Origin of the sequence: Bosea sp. BIWAKO-01, from assembly GCF_001748145.1 — a bacterium.
GTDB lineage: Bacteria > Pseudomonadota > Alphaproteobacteria > Rhizobiales > Beijerinckiaceae > Allobosea.
Window position 1 is genome coordinate 5,822,140 of sequence record NZ_BCQA01000001.1, and the last position, 16,125, is coordinate 5,838,264.

Below are 16,125 nucleotides of genomic sequence, written 5' to 3' on the forward strand. Positions count from 1 at the left end.
GAGGGCGCTCGGCTCAGGCTGCGGCCCGTGACAGCGAACCGCTCAATGTCGGGTGCTTCGTCAGGCCGGCATTGACGTTGACGCTGCGGTCGATCTCGACAGTGTCGCCGGTGATGCGGAGGATGACGGTGTCGCAAAACACGGTCTCGACATAGCGCCAGGTCATGACGAAGGTCGCCTCGTCGCGCCAGACGCCGCTTGCGATCACGCGCATGCGGTCCGGCTGGTAGGCGTGATGCAGATCCTGCCCGCTCATCGTCGTCTGGCCTTCGATGCCATGTCCGAGGCCGAGTGTGACCCTATGCGTGCCGCGGTGGTCGACGAGACGGAATTCGCAGCTCCCTGCCCCGAAGCTGAGCGACGCTTCCGATACCTGGTTGGCATTCGGCGCGAAGCGAATGCTGCGGCCACTGATCTCGGCCGCGCGGGGGCTCTGCAGGGCTCCCATCTCGACCGGCATCGCCAGTGTCGCCAGGCGTGAAGCGAGCGCAGCATCCGCCGCCGCGGAGCCCGGCTGCGTCAGGGCCGGAAACAGCTCCGCCCAGACAGTGCTCAGAAGCCGCTTCTCGCTCAGCGGAAGGGCCGCGGTGACGGTGATCGCCGCGCGCTGCTCCGGCAACAGGATGTAATATTGCCCGAAGACGCCGGCGGCGCGGGTGCCGCCATGGGGCGTCGTCCACCACTGGTAGCCGTAGCCCGGGCGGATATCGGGCACGCCATCGGGATCGGCCGGGCGATAGCGCTTGCCGTCGAACGACATCATCTCGAATTCACCGACATGGTTGTGCCGTGTCGCCCGGACCCAATCGGCCGGGATCACCTGCTGGCCGTTCCACATGCCGTCCTGGAGATGCAGGACGGAGAATTTCATCATGTCCTCGGCGGAGCAGCTCAGCCCGTTCCCGCCGGTGCTGATGCCTTCCGGCGAGACATCCCAGCCGATCTCGCCCATGCCGAGCGGACGGAACAGGCGCGGTTCCAGATAGTCGCTGACGGTCTGCCCGGTCAGCTTCGTGACGATGGCCGACAGCATGTAGCTGGAGCCGCTGCTATAGACGAAGCGCGTGCCGGGGCGTTCGACGACGGGCTCGTTCAGAAAGGCCTCGATCCAGCTTCCGGTAAGGTAGCGCCATTCGCCTCCGGACAGGCCAGTGCGGTGGCCCGTGCGCATGGTCAGCAGGTCCTTGACCGTCATCGCTGCGAGGTTCGGGCTGATTTCGGCCGGCAAATGCTCGGGGAAGAAGTCGACGACCTTATCGTCGAGGTCGAGCAGCCCATCGGCCTGGACGAAGCCGACAGCGACGGCCGTCCAGCTCTTCGTGGCGGAATGCTGCATATGCGGGCGGTCGGGACCGAACGGCTTCCAGAAAGCCTCGGCAACGACGGCATCGTCCTTGAAGACGATGAAGCTATGCAGTTCGAGGCCGGCGAGTTGCACGGCGTCGAGAAAGCGCGTGATCCCGGCGGCGTCGACATCGCGCGATGAAGGCGTCGCCCGGGGCAGTCGTGTCAAAGTCATGGTCCGGTCCTGTTCAGCGGAATGAGCGTCAGGGGCGGTGCGCCCGGCATCCGCGCCTGACGAGAGAGTTTTGGGGATCAGCTTCGGCACCGGCACCAGCCCTTCGGCCATCATGGCGGTGCCCGGCATGGGCTACCTGGCGATGGAGACACCCCAGGCTCGCGGTTGCCCCATGGCCCAGCTCCTGTACCCGGAGACATAGGAGCGGACAGCGCTGGTCCGGACCTCCGAGTAGAGCACGATCATCGGAACATCCTCGCGAAACATCACCTCGAGCCTGTCCATGATCGCCTGGCGCTTCTCCGGGTCGGCGATCTCCATGCTTTGAGCAAGGAGCTTTTGCGCCTCGGGGTTGTCCCAGGCCTTGCGGGGCTGCTCCGCCTTGGAACCGGTGAACATCTCGAAGGACAGGGACGGGTCGAGCCGTGCGGAAAAGCCGTGCGACATCAATTGATAGGAACCCGCGAGGTAGCGGTCCTGCTGCGCGCCCCATTCCAGCACGTCGAGATCGAGGTTGATCCCGGCCTCCTTCGCCATCGCCTGCGCGATCACCGCCTGGTCGAACATGCTCTGGTAGCGCTTGTTGGTGATCATCCTGATCGGCTGTCCCTTGTAGCCCGCCTCCGCCAGAAGCTTCCTGGCCAGGGCGAGATTGCGCGTGATCGGCTGCGCCTGGAGCTTTCCGTGATAGGCGCTCGCCGGTGGGATCGGTGAGTTGTTGGGCCTGGCCGTTCCCTCGCTGACCTGGTCGACCAGGACGGGCAGGTCGAGGGCGAGCTGCAAGGCGCGCCGGATGCGGACGTCGGACAGCAGTGGATCCCTGGTCTGGATCAGGATGTCGTTGACATTCATCACCGATGCCGAGTCCAGAGTGATATCCTTATTGGCCTTGTACTCGGCCAGATCGGCGTTCTGGACATCGAAATTGACGTCGATATTGCCCGCAAGCAGGGCCGCCTTCGCCGTCGACTCATCCGGGATGATGGCGAAGCGCAGCTTCTGGAGCGTGGTGGACTTGTTGCCGGTGAGGCCGTCCCGCTCCCCCGGCAAGGCGGAATATCTGTCGTTGCTGACCAGATCGATGAACTGGCCGCGCCGCCATTCGCCGAGCTTGAAGGGCGCCGTCGTGACAGGCGTAAGCCATTTGCCATCGGGGCCGAGCGAGCTCCTGTGATAGATGCCGGTGCCGCCGCAATCGGGACGGGCGAGCGTTCCGAGGAAGAGCGCGGAGGGTTTTGCAAGCGTGAACGCGACGGTTCTGGCGTCCTTGGCGACGACATCCGTCACCTTCACGGCGCCGCGCCCATCGACCTCGGAGAGGCAGCGCCAGCCGGTGGCGGGATCGGTGTAGCGCTTCCAGGCGAACAGGACATCGTCGCTGCCGACCGGCTCGCCATTGCTGAAGTGGAGATCGTCCCGCAGCACGAAGGTATAGGTCCTGCCGTCCTCGGAGACGCTGATCGATTTCGCCAGGAGCGGGCCGACGCTCGCATCCTCCCTGAAGGCGACCAGCCCTTCGAAAAGATGGTTCTGGACCGCGTCGGTATTGGCATCGCGATTGACGCCCGGATCGAGCGACCGGATATCGGCGTTGAGGCGAAGGCGGAGCGGCTGCGCCTCCTGGGCATTGGCGATGCCGGCCAGGAGGCCGGTGGACAGTACCAGCAGCGTGGGCAGTCTCATCTTGATCCCCTCGTTTCTTGAGTTGGCTTCAGCTCCACGGGCCGTCGCGCTGCGGCCCATGGGCATGATCGATTCAAGGCCGCCGATCGTGCCGCCTCGCTCGGGAGGCCGACGGTTGTGCGCGGCACTTCGATCCTCGTTCCCGGCGAACAGGCGGCGACGTGCGCCCTGGCCGGCGCGCTCAGCGCGCGGATCGGGCGCCCTGCGACGCCAATGGCGGGCATCCGGGTCGCCGGGTGGCCGACGCCCTGCCCGCTGCGATCCCGCGTGCCCCCGGGGAATGGGCGGCTGCGCTGCCGCGACGGGCTGGCGATTTCACTCGGCGGGCAGTGCGAGGAAAACGGCATTGTTGCTAAGCTCTCCCCCCTCAAGGGCCGCCCGGGCCCGCTGCAGCCTTGACGAGACGTATCAGAATGTTTTTTGTGATACAATGACCATTATGGACACTGAACCCAGCCGCCAGCCCACGCGCCTCCAGGAAGAGCTCGCCGCGCGCATCATGGAGCTCGCCCGCGTCGACGGCGTCGTTCCGGGAGACCGCCTGAACGAGAAGACCCTGGCCGAACGCCTGAACGTCTCCCGCTCGCCGGTGCGCGCCGCGCTTGATCTGCTGGCCATGCGCGGGCTCGTCATCCGGCGGCCGCAGCGCGGCGTCGAGCTGCTTGCCACCCTGCCGGCGGAAGCGACCGCATCCGGCGAACGCGCCGGCGATGACGACCTGCTCGTGCGCATCGCGACAGACCGGGACAATGGCAGGCTCGGCGACGAGATCTCGGAAACGGAGCTGATGCAGCGCTACGATGCCGCGCGCCCCACGGTCCGCAGAGCACTCGATCTACTCGCCGATTTGCAGATGGTGGAGCGCAAACCTGGCTATGGCTGGCGATTCCTGACGAGCTGGAGCGCAGAATTGCGCCGGGACAGCTATCGTTTCCGGCTGGTCATCGAGCCGGCCGCCATTCTCGAGCCCGGGTTTGCGCTACCGCCCGGCTTTGCCGACGAGATGCGGCGCCGGCACGATGAAAGCCTGTCCCTGCCGTGGAGCGAAACCTCCAGCGTCGCATTCTTCGAGATGAACGCTGCGTTTCACGAGGGGATAGCGGAAGCCTCCGGCAACCGCTTTTTCCTCGAAGCCATGCGGCGCCAGAACCGGCTCCGACGCTTCTCGATCTACAACTGGAAGCATGGCTTTGAACGGGTGCGCGCCAATTACACCGAGCACCTGGAAATCCTGAGGAGGCTGGAGGCGGGGGATATGGAACTGGCTTCCATGCTGATGAAGCGACACCTGGAGATAGCAGTCAGCATGATCCCAACTCCGCAGTAAGTGTTTTTTCTTCGCAAGAAGTTAAATCAACGCATGCTTTCGGCCATCTGATCCCCGCCTATTGGCTACCATCCCAGCGCGCAGCCATCCTTGCGGGGATCGGAGGCGCCGATCAGCGAGCCATTGGCCCAGTCGATCCGGATCGCCTGGGCGCCTCCGATCGGCCTCGCGGCCGCCCTCACCTCAAAGCCGCGGCGTTCGAGCTCTGCGCCGTGGCGCACGAGCAGGGCCTGCTCGACCTCGACAATGCGTGTGCCCGGCAAGGGAAACAGGCGCGGAAGTGCCATGGCGCTTTGCATGTCCAGGTCATGGTCGAACAATCGCGACAGGAAATAGGCATGGCCCATCGCCTGGTAATGGCCGCCCATGACGCCAAATGGCATCGACACGCGGCCGCCTTCGGACACCATGGCGGGGATAATCGTGTGCATCGGCCGCTTGCGGGGCGCGATGGCGTTGGGATGCGCCGACTCAAGCGAGAAGCTCTGCCCCCTGTTGTGGAAGAGCACGCCGCTTGTCCCGCAGGCGATTCCGCTGCCATAGCCGGAGAAGAGCGAGTTGATCAGACTGACCGCATTGCGGTCCTTGTCCACGACGCAGACATAGACGGTGTCCTTGTGCACCACGTCTTCGAAGCTCGGCAGATTCAGCGCGCGCCCCTTCGGGTCGATCCTGGCGGCAAGCTCGTCCGCAAACCGGTCGGAGAGAAGATGGGTCACCGTGGCGGCGCCCGCGTTCGGCGTGTCACCGAGAAACCGGTTGCGCGCGGCATAGGCAAGGCGCGCGGCCTCGATCTCGAGATGCAGGTTGTCGATCCCGAGCGGGTCGCCCTTCAGAGTGAAGCGCGACAGGATATTCATGATCAGGAGCGCGATCACGCCTTGTCCGTTCGGCGGACATTCATGGACCTGACGGCCTCGAAAGTTGCTCGAAATCGGTTTGACGTATTCGCCCTGCGTAGACGCGAAGTCCTCCAGTTCATGCAGCCCGCCCCGATCCTGCAGGGTCTCCACCATCGCCTCTGCGATCGTGCCCCTGTAGAAGGCATCGGGACCGTCCCGCCCGATCGCCTCGAGCGTCGAGGCAAGCCTTGGCTGGGAATGGAGCTGCCCGAATTCGAGCGCCCTGCCCTCGGCCAGAAAGATTTCGCTCGCGGCCTTGTCGGCGCTGAGCCGTCCGACGGCATGGCGCAGATCATAGGCGACCCGCGGGGTGATCGCGTAGCCGTCCCGCGCAAGTGCGATCGCCGGCTGCAGCACTGCGCCGAGATCCAGCCTGCCATGGTCTGCGACGAGCCGGCCCCATGCCTCGACCGCACCTGGAACCGTGACCGAATGCACGGACTGGCCGTCGATGCATTCGACGCCGAGCTGCCTGAAACGGTCGATCGTTGCGGCGGCCGGCGCGCGGCCGGCGCCGTTATAGGCGATGATGTCGGCTGAGCCTCCCTTGGACAGCAGCGCGAAGCAATCGCCGCCGATGCCCGTCGATCCGGGTTCGACGACGCCTTGCACGGCGACAGCGCCGATGGCCGCATCGAGCGCGTTGCCGCCTTGCCGGAGGATGTCGATCGCCGCGAGCGTCGCCGCCGGATGGGATGTCGCCGCCATCCCGGACCGCGCTGCGGCCAGGGACCTTCCGGGTTGTTCGAAATCTCGCATCGTCTCACTGCGCCAGAGAAAAGGAGTGCGTCGCGACGCCAGGATGCGTCAGCGATGCCGCGACTTCAGCGCCGCGGCGTCGATGGACTGACCGTCAGCCGGCGGCCTTGTCCCACGCGGCCTGTTCGCTCAGTTCTTGGCCACGCCCCACAGGATGAGGTTCGATGCCCAGGGCGCGAGACCCGTGATGCGCTTGTTATGGGCGAGGCAGTCGATGTCGTTATGGGTGAAGATCACCGGCACATCCTCGAGCAGCATCGCGTGGAGCTCGTCGAAGATCGGCTGTCGGATGGCGGCATCGGTCGTCTGGCTCGCCTTCTCGATCAGCTTGAGGGCCTGCGGGTTTTCCCAGACCTTGCGTGGCTGCTTGTCCTTCGGGCCCGAAATCTGCTCGAATCCGAGGGCCGGGTCGAAGCGGGGCGAATAGGTGATGGACGCCATCATCTGATTGCCCTTGTTGTAGCGATCGAGCTGGGTCGCCCAGTCCAGCACCTCGATATCGACGTTGAGACCGACCGACCGCCACATCTGCTGGGCCACCACGGCCGAATTGAAGCTCGGCACGGTCGCGCGCTTGTTGGCGATGATCGAGATCTTCTCGCCCTTGTATCCCGCCTCCTTCAGCAGAGCCTGAGCCTTCGCAGGATCGTAGGAGAATCCCTTCCTTTCAGCCTGGCCAAAATATTGGGATGTGTCGTACACCGGCGAATTATTGACCTTGCCCAGGCCGCTGGTGACGGCGCCAACCAGCTCTTCGTAGTTGATGGAAATGGCCAGCGCCTGCCGGATTTTAACGTTGTTCAAGAGCGGGTCGCGCGTTTGAAGTATGAAACCATGCCTGACCGGGTTTGTGCCGGTCCTGATTTCGAGATTTGAACTCTTGCGGATCTCCGACACTTCGCTCTCGGGCACCGACGAAATATCGATCGCTCCCGACTGCAGCCCGGCCTTCACCGTTGCGCCGTCGGGAATGGCGAGAATCTTGACCTCCTTCACCAGCGCCTTCTTCGCGCCCAGGAAGCCGTCACGCTTGTCGCCCTTCGGCGATGAGTAGGCGTCAAAGGCCAGGAGCTGGACGGACTGCCCGCGCTTCCATTCGCCAAAGCTGAACGGTCCGGTTCCGACCGGCTTGTCCCAGGAGCCGTCGGCCTTCACCGAGTTCTTGTGCAGAATGCCGGTCCCGCCGCAATCCGGGCGGGACATGGTGTCGAGAAACATCGCATCCAGCCGGTTGATCGTCATCACGAAGGTCTCCGGCCCCGGAGCCTCCGCCGAGACAACCTTGGTGCCGTTGCGCCCGTCGAAATCGGCCAGGCAACGCCACTCCGTCTTTGGGTCCATGTAGCGGTTCCAGCTCCAGAGCACGTCGGCGGAGGTTAGTTCCGCCCCGTTGTGGAAACGCACGCCCTTGCGCAGGGCAAACGTATAGACCTTGCCATCCGGCGAGACGTCGACCCTCTCCGCAAGGAGTGGGCCTGGGATTCCTCCCTGCGAGTAGCCGACGAGTCCCTCGACGACATGCAGCATGACGATATCGGTATTGCCGTCCCTGTTCACGCCAGGGTTCGAACTGCGAATATCCTGGCTCAGCGCGGCGGTGATGGTCTGCGCAATTCCGGGGGATGACAGGAGAGGCAACAGGCAGGCCGAGGTGAGCAAGCGGTTCATGCGAATCCCCTTCTTTCTCTTTTTCGTCGAGCAACAACCGTATTCAGGCAGCCCTCGCCGCTTGGGCGCGGCGCTTGGCAAGAATGGCGGCGAAGAACTCTTCGACGCGGCTCACGGCCTTCAGCCCGTCATGAGCCATGTTCGGCACGAGATCGAACCTGACGTCGATCTTGTGAGCCTCGAAGGATTTGCGCAGCGAGAAGAGGCGCTCCGGACGGGTCGCGCCGGCATGATTGGCGTCGGGCATCCAGTTGGGACCGCCCGGCTTATGGGTTATCTCCCACGTTTCCAGGTCAGCGTCGCCGACGATCATCTGGACCGGGACCTGCCGCATGGCATCGAGATCGACCGGCGCTCCAAAGAGTTCCGCGACATTGCGGGTGCCGACCCACCAGTCGCGCGTGGGATCGAGCAGCGTCACGGAACCGGGTGCGCCGATCGCAGCCGCCCATAACCGCTTTGGCTGCAGCATCAGGAAGCGATGCGCAAAATGACCGCCGCCGGAATAGCCGAACAAGCCGAAGCGGTCGCAGGACAGGCCGTAGCGCTGCACGACTTCATCGACCATTGCGAGCAGCGCCTGGTCATAGCGGATCGAACCCTCGCGCATGTACTTGAAGCCGTCGCGATTGCGGTCTCCGAGCGGCCCGATCGGGAAGAGCGGCGCCAGGACGATGCAATCGTTCCAGCGGCCGAATGCGGAGAAGGCGTCGCGATATTCCGTGAAGCTGCGCCCGGTGCCATGCATCGCCACGACGAGCTCCATGCCCTCGGGTCGGCTTTCGATGCTGGGGGGAACGTAGAGGCAATAGCTGAAGCGTGGATCGGCTCGGCTGGCCGCGGTCGGCGTCGCCCCAAGTTCGAAGACGTGGAGACTGTCCCGCTCTCCAACAAGCTGTTGGCCCATGACCCGCCTCCACGTCGAACCAAAATTGGTACCAATTTTATTGCAGATTGATTTTGGGCCGGCAAGAGCTATTCCAGCGCTGCCACCTGCAATCTGGAACGACGGGATGAAGCGACCACTGGCGGCCAAGATCGTCGAGGCGATTGAAGCTGGCGAGCTACGGCCTGGAGAATGGCTGCGGCAAATCGATCTCGAGGAGAAATTCGAAGTCAGCCGCTCCGATGTCCGCGCGGCCCTGGATGAACTCGTCGTCCGCAAGGCGATCCAGCATGTGCGCAATCGCGGCTATCGGGTCGCCATCATCGACGACACCACCCTGAACGAGATCCGCACCGTCAGGGCAATCCTGGAGCGGGGCGCCGCGCCCTTGATCATCAGGAACGCCACCTCCGCCGATCTCGAAGAGCTCGAGAAACTCGCCGATACCTTCTCCGAAGCGGTAAAGCTCGGCAGCTATCTCGATCGCAGCCGCACGAACCGGGACTTCCACCGCAAGTTCTTCCGGGTCGCGGGCAACGCCGTTCTTGAAGAATCGATCTGGGCCCTTCGCGAACGCTCGCGTGCCGCCCCGCTGACCTTGTGGACGTCGCATGAGGCGCTGGTCCGCAGCGATGCGGAGCATCATGCGATCATCGCCGCCCTTGCAGCACGGGATGAGGCGTTGCTGGCGGCGCTGATCGAGAACCATGTCATCAGGGGACGGCATGGCACTGACGATCGGTAAAGGCGCCTTAGGACGACGCCTTAATGATCGCGGCGACGACAGGCACGAGTGCCTGGCCGATTTTGCGCGTGTTCTCGGCGTCCAGGTGCACGCCGTCGATGATCGAAGCCTTCGCAACCGACGCGGCGTCGAAGAAGCTGCAGCCGCGGCGGCGGGCAACCGCTTCATATTCCGGTGCCAGGAGTTGTGACTCGGCGATATCACGCCCGCCGGCAGGCTGCCCGTCCGCTGCGCTCGACGCGGCGAAAATCGGCGGCGAAACCACCAGAACCTTGGGCGCCGCGGCACCCCAGCCATAGGGAAAGCTCCGCGCGATCTCGATGAGCCGGTCGATTCCGGCTGCGGCGCCTGCAGCCCGCCCGCAGATATGCGGCTTGAGATCGTTGGCTCCCAGCATGATGATGAGCAGATCGAGCGGATAGTGGCTGCCAAGCAGCGTCGGCAGGATCCGCGCGCCATTTCGGTCAGACGGCGACATGTGATCGTCGAAACAGCTGGTTCGTCCGCCCAGCCCTTCGGTCACGACGGTCGCCGCAGGCCCCAGCCCAGTCGCGAGCACATTCGGCCATCGATCCTGAAAAGCATGGCGCCCGCCCCGCTGGTGGTCAGAGCCCCAGGTGAGGCTGTCGCCGAAAGCCAGAATATTGAAGCTCATCATACATCCCAGATCTCGCAGAGCGCGGATCAGCGCTGCCGCCGATGGCTCGACTGCTTGTCCCAGCAGGACGACTTGCCGTAACCGCCGGGACGAGACCGATCAAGCCCATCGAAGATCCAGCGACAACCCAGGCATGGAAGCCGATAGCGGCCTGCCTCTCCCCTCGCGACGAGCGTGGAACCAGCGAGCCAGGGCGCATCAGGGAGGCGCTGCCCCATGGACAGCCGCAGCACGGCGTGGAACGCTACCCCCGGCTGGGGAGAGATTGCCGTGAAGATGACTTTGGTCGTGAGCAGCGTGCTGCTGGGCATGCTGGGTCTGGGCTCGACTGCGTCGGCGCAATCGGGCGGCACGAGGCCGGAATGCAGGGGCGTCAAGAATACGCTTGGCTGCAACTGTGCCCTTAGCAATGGTGGCTCGATAACCGCAGACCCCGATCGCCCGGGCAAGATCAAGTGGAACGGGCCGTCCCGGCGCGCGCCTGCCTATGGCTTTCATGAACTGCACGAACCGATCGGGGCGCGGTTCCTAGGACCTGAGGGCGCATGATCCTCAAGAGCGATATCCTCAAGAGCGTTATCTCGAGAGCGTTCTCGGGCCCCTGCTGCTCTACGCGCTGTTTTTCGGCGCGAGCTTCAGCGTCAGCTTTGCCGCCCTCATCTGGCTCACGGGTGCGCCATGGGCCTCGCCGCTCGCCGCGGGCCACAGGATACTGGCCGTCCTGTCGTTGATGATGGCTGGCATTGCCACCGACCGGTTCTGGCGTGTGTTTCTGCTCGGCGAATAGGTCTGCGAGCGGCGCAACGGTGCCGGCAGCGAGCCCCCAGCCTTTTCGACCCGCCCTGGCGCCGCACACGTCCCATCTTCTTGCCGGGCGTCTTACGGCCTAAGCTGGGGCATCGGAGGAGAGTGAACGATGGCTACCCTGGAACGAGCGATCAGTATTGCGGCAGAGGCTCACGCCGGACAGCTCGACAAGGCCGGCACCCCCTATATCGCCCACCCGATGCGGCTGATGGCGCGCTTCCTGGCCGGCGGCAATGAGGAATCGGCGATCATCGCGACGCTGCACGACGTCGTCCAGGATTCGAAATGGACGCTCGACGACCTGCATCGCGAGGGCTTTTCCCCCGAGATCCTGTCTGCGCTAGAAGCCCTGACCCGGCGCGACGGCGAGGAATACGTGGACTATATCCGCCGCGCCGCCAGCCATCCGCTGGCGCGCTTCGTCAAGGAGGCCGATATCCGCGACAACCTCGCGGAAGAGCGGATGGAGAAGGTCTATGACCGCGAGCGGCTTTTCAACAAGTATTCCGCGGGGTTGCGCGTGATCGCTGAAACCCCGCTCAAACGGTAGCGTCGCCCTCGATCTGGCAACCGTCGCCGCCGAAGGCGGCAACGGCGTCCTTCGATAAGCGCTCAGCCATTGCTGGCGAATCGCGTGCCGCGCGGATCGCCTTCCGGCAAGACCTCGGGCTGCTTCCAGACGACGCCGTTCGGGGTCGGGATCGGCGTCATCGTCAGCTGGTATTGCGGCTGGCCGCGAAAATTGGGATCGCCCGGCTGCTCGGTCTGGATCTGGTAGCGCAGCAGCATCGCGAAATCCTCATGCGCCGTGTTGTGGCAGTGGCTGACATAGGCGCCGCCGAACTCGCCGAAGCGCACCTGGAACTTGACCCGGCCGGAAGGCCGCAGGCGCCAGACATCCTTGCGCGCCAGGCGCTCCGTCGCCGGGATGGGCGCGCCGCCGCGATCGATGGTGACGCCCTCCTCGAAATGCAGGTGGATCGGGTGATCCCAGCCGCCGCCGCCATTGATCAGCGTCCAGTGCTCGACCTCGCCCGGCTTCGGGATCAGGAGCGAGATGCGGTTTGCGTTGAGCGAATGCGCGTTCTCGCCATTGATCTTGATCGTCCAGGGGAAGCTCGCGATATCGCCGCATTCCGGGATGCACTGGCCGTCGGCGCCCCGTGAATCGCCGGAGCCGGAGCGCCCGAACTCGATCACGCGTTCGCGCACAGGGGCGACGATCGGGATCTGGGTGGTCAGCGTCTTTGTCCCCGTGCGCCAGTCGGGATCGGCGAAATTGGCGCTGCGATCGGCATCGAGCGGATTGCTGGCATTGTAGAGCTTGCCGGGATTGTCGACGCTCTGGAGCTGGTTCACCACCCGGAACTCGAGGAAGGGACCGATGCAGGGGTCATCGTCATCGCCCTTGAAGGCCGAGGCCATCGAGACCGGCCCCTTGGGGAGTCGCCCATCGGTCTGTTTCAGCAGGTTGACCAGGTAGACGCTGTCGCCGGGCTCGAAGGCGGCGAAGTCGACGACGATGTCGAAACGCTCGGCCACGCCCATCTCGTCGGTCTCGGTCAGGGCGATCGGGTTGACCAGCAGGTTGCCGTCATTGGCGATGAAGTAGAACGGCACATTGGTCAGGCGTGAAAAGCGCCGGCTCTTGTTGACCGCCAGCGCCAGCTTCATGAACCGCGCCATCGCCGCATTCAGGATGCGGAAGCGGTAGCGCCGCGGCAGCACCTCGAAATAGGGGTAATAGGTGCCGTTGACGCAAAGCATGTCGCCGAGGAAGCCGTCAGTGTCGAAAATGTCGAAGCGGGCCTGACCATTGGCGTCGAAGGCGGGGTTCGAGACCGCCAGATTCACGTCGAAATCGAGATTGCCCCATTTCAGCTGCGAGCCGCTGGGCAGCCGCAGGTTGATGCCGTCATTGAGGTCCTCGCGGCCGCGATCGGGGCCGCTATAGATATTGCACAGCCCGAAGATGCCCTTGTGCACATTCTCCGCCGTGAAGAAGAAGCGGTGGTCGTGGAACCAGAGGCTGCTCTGGATCTCGCGGAAATCGCCGGGGACCTGGACAAGGCCTTCGCGGTCATCGGGCCCCGAGCATTTCCGGGCATAGTCGCGATCACCGGTCGGCCAGACATTCGGCATGTCGCGCCGGGCCATCGCCATGCCCCAGTGGTAATCGTAGAAGGTGCCGGGGAAATGATAGGCGTTGCAGGCGCCGTCGCTTTCGGCGCCGTTATGGGCGTTATGGAGATGGATCGAGATCTCGTTCCGCCCAAAGCCGCCATTCTTCCTCCGGTCGACCGGCAGATCGTTATAGATCCGGGTCAGGATCGGCTCGCCATAGCGCGCCTTGATCAGGGTCGGCTGGCCGATGCCGGTGCGCAGGCCGGCGGCCCGCCCTTCCCGGCCAGGTGCGCGCGGGCCGAAGGTCCACATCGAGGTCGCCGCCTGTTCCGGCATGCCGTCGCAGAAAGAGCAGCCGGCCTTCACCTGCCCGAGCGAAAGAAGATAGCCCTTCTTGGGATAGAGCTCCTCCCAGCGCTGATGCGCAAAGAACTCGCCGGGCGGGCGGCCCTCGAACGGCCCCGCATTGGTGACCGGGTTGCGGTAGAGCCCACCGCCTGAACTGGTGAAATCGGTGTGGTAGGAGAAATTCTTCGCCGGCAGTTCCTGCGCACCCGAGGCCCCGCCCCAGGCGGCGTCGCCATTCGACATGCGCGTCAGCGGCAGGGGTTTCAGCACCTCCGGGCGCGGCATCAGGTCATGGAACTTGGCGACACCGAAGGTCGGGCTGCGCGGCGCGCCCGTCGGCACCTGCGCATAGGCGCTTTTGGCGAAGGGGCTGAGCCCGTTCTTGGCGATCAGCAGGCCGCCCGCCGTGAAATAGCCCCAGCGCAGCAGATCGCGCTTGGTGATCTCCCCGATGGACAGCGCCTTGACGATCTCGAGCCGGTTATCGAGCGCACGCTGCGCCTCTCGCAGCCGTAAACCCTTGGTCAGACGCGGTAGATACATGCCGACCTCCCCCGATGCCGCAGATGCGGCAGAAATACCGTACCGGTGATAGCTAGAGGGCGCCGCGAATTGTAGAGAAGATGGTCCGCCGATCCGTACGGCGAAGGTCAGAGCGCGAATCTATACTTAAGAAGGGGCCGCGGCTGCGTCCTGTGCAATCCACCGCCATTCACGGATCAATGCCCGGATTCAGGGCGGGATTCCTGCCCATAAAACAGGCATTGACGGTGCAGGAGGCGCTCCCCACACCGTCCGAGACATGCGCCTCCGGGACGCTCCCGCCACCGCCGTCAGAGTCGGTCGGCGTCGATCACCGCCTGGGCGAAGGCCCGAGGAGCCTCCTGTGGCGGATTATGGCCGATGCCGCCACTGAAGAGCCGGTGCTCGTATTTGCCGGTGAAGCGCTTCGCATAGGCCGCAGGCTCCGGATGCGGCGCACCATTGGCATCCCCCTCGATGGTGATCGTCGGCACGGCGATCGCCGGAAAAGCAGCGAGTTTCTTTTCCACCTCGTCATATTGCGGCTCGCCCGCGGCCAGGCCGAGCCGCCAGCGATAATTATGGATCGAGATCGCGACATGGTCGGGGTTGTCGAAGGCCGTGGCCGAGCGCGCGAAGGTCGCGTCGTCGAAGGCCCATTTCGGCGAGGCCAGCTCCCAGATCAGGCGCGCGAAGTCGCGTGTGTATTTTGCGTACCCTGCCTGCCCGCGCTCGGTGGCGAAATAATACTGGTACCACCATTGCAGTTCGGCCTTCGGCGGCAGCGGCGCCTTGTTCAGCTCCTGGCTGCCGATGAGATAGCCGCTCACCGAGACCATCGCCTTGCAGCGCTCCGGCCAGAGCGCGGCGACGATATTGGCGGTCCTGGCGCCCCAGTCATAGCCGGCGAGGACCGCCTTCTCGATCTTCAGCGCATCCATCAAGGCGATGAGGTCACGGCCCAGGGCCGCTTGCTGGCCGTTGCGCGGCGTGCCGTCACTGAGAAAGCGCGTCGTTCCATATCCGCGCAGATAGGGCACGATCACGCGGTAGCCGGCCCCGGCGAGAAGAGGTGCAACCTCGACATAGCTGTGGATGTCATAGGGCCAGCCATGCAGCAGCAGCACCGGCGGACCATCCGCCGGCCCGGCCTCGGCATAGCCGACTTCGAGAACGCCGGCAGAGATCCGCTTCAGCGCGGCAAAGGACGTCTGCGCGCCCTGCCCCGTGCCGCCCGCAGGGGCGGCGGGCGACGGGCTGGTCTGGGCGCGGGCATCGCCCAGCGCAGCGAACGGAGCAAGCGCAGCTCCCAGCGCCAGAGTGCCGAGGAAACTCCTCCTGGGGTGATCGATCTTGTCCGACATGGCTCTCGTCCCGATTGCTGAATGACAGGGAAAGGAAGCCGGTCCGCTGTATCCCGGCTGTGTCGCGGCGCAGCCAAAATTGAAATCACGCGTAGCATCGGCTGGCCGGGATACGGTCAGATACAATCCGCCTCCGCCTGGCTTGGGACGGACACCATAGGCGATCCGCGCGAAGAGCGCGCCGGCTACGGTGACAGGCACAGACCTCTCATCCGGTGCGAGCGCCAGCCTCCAGAAGCAAGACAGCCGCAACCGTCGCCCTATTGCTCCTGCGACGGCTCGACCTCTGTCGCTCGCAGCGCCTGGACACCAACCGCCGCCACGAGGCCGGTCAGCACGATACCGGCGAAGCCAATGATCACGGCAAGCATGCGCGAGCTGAAATGCGTCGGCGTGAAATCCCCATAGCCGATCGTGAAGCCGGTCACGAAGGTGAAATAGAGGGAGTCGCCGATACCCCAGTCCTCGATGCGCCCGATCAGAAATCCCGGCACGAGCATGGTCGCGAGCACACCGGAGAGAACCGGCCACATCACGCGGAAACTCCCGATCAGCGCGAAGAAGAAAGCGTGCCGCTTTTGCCTGGCATCCATGAATCTGAGAATCGCGTAAGATTTCGTGAGCCGAGGATAGCCTCGCCGAGCAGTAATTGCCAGTTGCGGAGGAGCTACGCGTGGCCGGCGCCAGACGTTTCCGTGACGCACTTCGCTGGCTTCGCCAATCATTGCCCTGGTGCACGCACAACCTGACAGGTCGCGTCAGGTAAATGTCAGGTTCATCGGCGTAGGGTTTGCCGGTCGCCGCACCTGCATG

Annotated in this window: 13 protein-coding genes; 4 read left to right on the forward strand and 9 right to left on the reverse strand. The window is 64.5% G+C overall.

From position 1 onward, the window contains the following. Positions 1–13: 13 nt before the first annotated feature. Both BIWAKO_RS27110 and BIWAKO_RS27115 read right to left on the reverse strand, forming a co-directional pair. Complete coding sequence (locus BIWAKO_RS27110; RefSeq protein WP_201788654.1) at positions 14–1,648, reverse strand: serine hydrolase domain-containing protein; 1,635 nt, start codon at positions 1,646–1,648, stop codon at positions 14–16. Positions 1,649–1,651: 3 nt separating this feature from the next. Beyond that, positions 1,652–3,202, reverse strand: coding sequence for an ABC transporter substrate-binding protein (locus BIWAKO_RS27115; protein ID WP_069882837.1), 1,551 nt, complete (start codon positions 3,200–3,202; stop codon positions 1,652–1,654). Between the two features lie 280 nt (positions 3,203–3,482). Between BIWAKO_RS27115 and BIWAKO_RS27120 the strand changes: the two genes are divergently transcribed. Beyond that, positions 3,483–4,529 (forward strand): GntR family transcriptional regulator, encoded by a 1,047-nt coding sequence (locus BIWAKO_RS27120; protein WP_244523563.1) that lies wholly within the window; start codon positions 3,483–3,485, stop codon positions 4,527–4,529. Between the two features lie 65 nt (positions 4,530–4,594). Here the strand turns inward: BIWAKO_RS27120 and BIWAKO_RS27125 are convergent, their stop codons facing one another. The 3 genes from BIWAKO_RS27125 to BIWAKO_RS27135 form a co-directional block, all read right to left on the reverse strand. Then, positions 4,595–6,190, reverse strand: coding sequence for a gamma-glutamyltransferase family protein (locus BIWAKO_RS27125; RefSeq protein ID WP_069881296.1), 1,596 nt, complete (start codon positions 6,188–6,190; stop codon positions 4,595–4,597). A 129-nt stretch (positions 6,191–6,319) separates the two neighbouring features. Continuing rightward, on the reverse strand, positions 6,320–7,858 hold the full coding sequence (locus BIWAKO_RS27130; RefSeq protein ID WP_069881297.1) for an ABC transporter substrate-binding protein: 1,539 nt from the start codon (positions 7,856–7,858) through the stop codon (positions 6,320–6,322). Positions 7,859–7,901: 43 nt separating this feature from the next. Beyond that, positions 7,902–8,765 (reverse strand): alpha/beta hydrolase family protein, encoded by an 864-nt coding sequence (locus tag BIWAKO_RS27135; RefSeq protein WP_069881298.1) that lies wholly within the window; start codon positions 8,763–8,765, stop codon positions 7,902–7,904. A gap of 106 nt (positions 8,766–8,871) precedes the next feature. On the opposite strand from BIWAKO_RS27135, the gene BIWAKO_RS27140 reads away from it, so the two are divergent. Further along, the gene (locus tag BIWAKO_RS27140) at positions 8,872–9,489 is read left to right on the forward strand and encodes a GntR family transcriptional regulator (protein ID WP_069881299.1); all 618 of its coding nucleotides are present in this window, start codon (positions 8,872–8,874) and stop codon (positions 9,487–9,489) included. Between the two features lie 7 nt (positions 9,490–9,496). Here BIWAKO_RS27140 and BIWAKO_RS27145 read toward each other — a convergent pair whose 3' ends face one another. Further along, on the reverse strand, positions 9,497–10,144 hold the full coding sequence (locus tag BIWAKO_RS27145) for an SGNH/GDSL hydrolase family protein (RefSeq protein ID WP_069882838.1): 648 nt from the start codon (positions 10,142–10,144) through the stop codon (positions 9,497–9,499). 219 nt (positions 10,145–10,363) lie between these two features. Between BIWAKO_RS27145 and BIWAKO_RS27150 the strand changes: the two genes are divergently transcribed. Both BIWAKO_RS27150 and BIWAKO_RS27160 read left to right on the forward strand, forming a co-directional pair. Next, entirely contained in the window at positions 10,364–10,696 is a 333-nt protein-coding gene (locus tag BIWAKO_RS27150; protein ID WP_069881300.1) for a hypothetical protein, read from the forward strand. Positions 10,697–11,063: 367 nt separating this feature from the next. Further along, complete coding sequence (locus BIWAKO_RS27160; RefSeq protein ID WP_069881302.1) at positions 11,064–11,504, forward strand: HD domain-containing protein; 441 nt, start codon at positions 11,064–11,066, stop codon at positions 11,502–11,504. A 62-nt stretch (positions 11,505–11,566) separates the two neighbouring features. Here the strand turns inward: BIWAKO_RS27160 and BIWAKO_RS27165 are convergent, their stop codons facing one another. The 3 genes from BIWAKO_RS27165 to BIWAKO_RS27175 all read right to left on the reverse strand — a co-directional run bounded on the left by BIWAKO_RS27165 (position 11,567) and on the right by BIWAKO_RS27175 (position 15,905). Then, on the reverse strand, positions 11,567–13,969 hold the full coding sequence (locus tag BIWAKO_RS27165; protein ID WP_069881303.1) for a multicopper oxidase family protein: 2,403 nt from the start codon (positions 13,967–13,969) through the stop codon (positions 11,567–11,569). A gap of 290 nt (positions 13,970–14,259) precedes the next feature. Then, positions 14,260–15,312: an alpha/beta fold hydrolase gene (locus BIWAKO_RS27170; protein WP_069881304.1), complete on the reverse strand. Its 1,053-nt coding sequence runs from the start codon at positions 15,310–15,312 to the stop codon at positions 14,260–14,262. Positions 15,313–15,572: 260 nt separating this feature from the next. Continuing rightward, entirely contained in the window at positions 15,573–15,905 is a 333-nt protein-coding gene (locus BIWAKO_RS27175; protein WP_069881305.1) for a potassium channel family protein, read from the reverse strand. Positions 15,906–16,125: the final 220 nt, after the last annotated feature.

Bases quoted from the DNA above. Each gene is read 5' to 3' on its own strand.
- BIWAKO_RS27110 (WP_201788654.1), bottom strand. From the start codon at position 1,648: ATGCCGGGCACCGCCATGATGGCCGAAGGGCTGGTGCCGGTGCCGAAG.
- BIWAKO_RS27115 (WP_069882837.1), bottom strand. From the start codon at position 3,202: ATGAGACTGCCCACGCTGCTGGTACTGTCCACCGGCCTCCTGGCCGGC.
- BIWAKO_RS27120 (WP_244523563.1), top strand. From the start codon at position 3,483: ATGGGCGGCTGCGCTGCCGCGACGGGCTGGCGATTTCACTCGGCGGGC.
- BIWAKO_RS27125 (WP_069881296.1), bottom strand. From the start codon at position 6,190: ATGCGAGATTTCGAACAACCCGGAAGGTCCCTGGCCGCAGCGCGGTCC.
- BIWAKO_RS27130 (WP_069881297.1), bottom strand. From the start codon at position 7,858: ATGAACCGCTTGCTCACCTCGGCCTGCCTGTTGCCTCTCCTGTCATCC.
- BIWAKO_RS27135 (WP_069881298.1), bottom strand. From the start codon at position 8,765: ATGGGCCAACAGCTTGTTGGAGAGCGGGACAGTCTCCACGTCTTCGAA.
- BIWAKO_RS27140 (WP_069881299.1), top strand. From the start codon at position 8,872: ATGAAGCGACCACTGGCGGCCAAGATCGTCGAGGCGATTGAAGCTGGC.
- BIWAKO_RS27145 (WP_069882838.1), bottom strand. From the start codon at position 10,144: ATGAGCTTCAATATTCTGGCTTTCGGCGACAGCCTCACCTGGGGCTCT.
- BIWAKO_RS27150 (WP_069881300.1), top strand. From the start codon at position 10,364: ATGGACAGCCGCAGCACGGCGTGGAACGCTACCCCCGGCTGGGGAGAG.
- BIWAKO_RS27160 (WP_069881302.1), top strand. From the start codon at position 11,064: ATGGCTACCCTGGAACGAGCGATCAGTATTGCGGCAGAGGCTCACGCC.
- BIWAKO_RS27165 (WP_069881303.1), bottom strand. From the start codon at position 13,969: ATGTATCTACCGCGTCTGACCAAGGGTTTACGGCTGCGAGAGGCGCAG.
- BIWAKO_RS27170 (WP_069881304.1), bottom strand. From the start codon at position 15,312: ATGTCGGACAAGATCGATCACCCCAGGAGGAGTTTCCTCGGCACTCTG.
- BIWAKO_RS27175 (WP_069881305.1), bottom strand. From the start codon at position 15,905: ATGGATGCCAGGCAAAAGCGGCACGCTTTCTTCTTCGCGCTGATCGGG.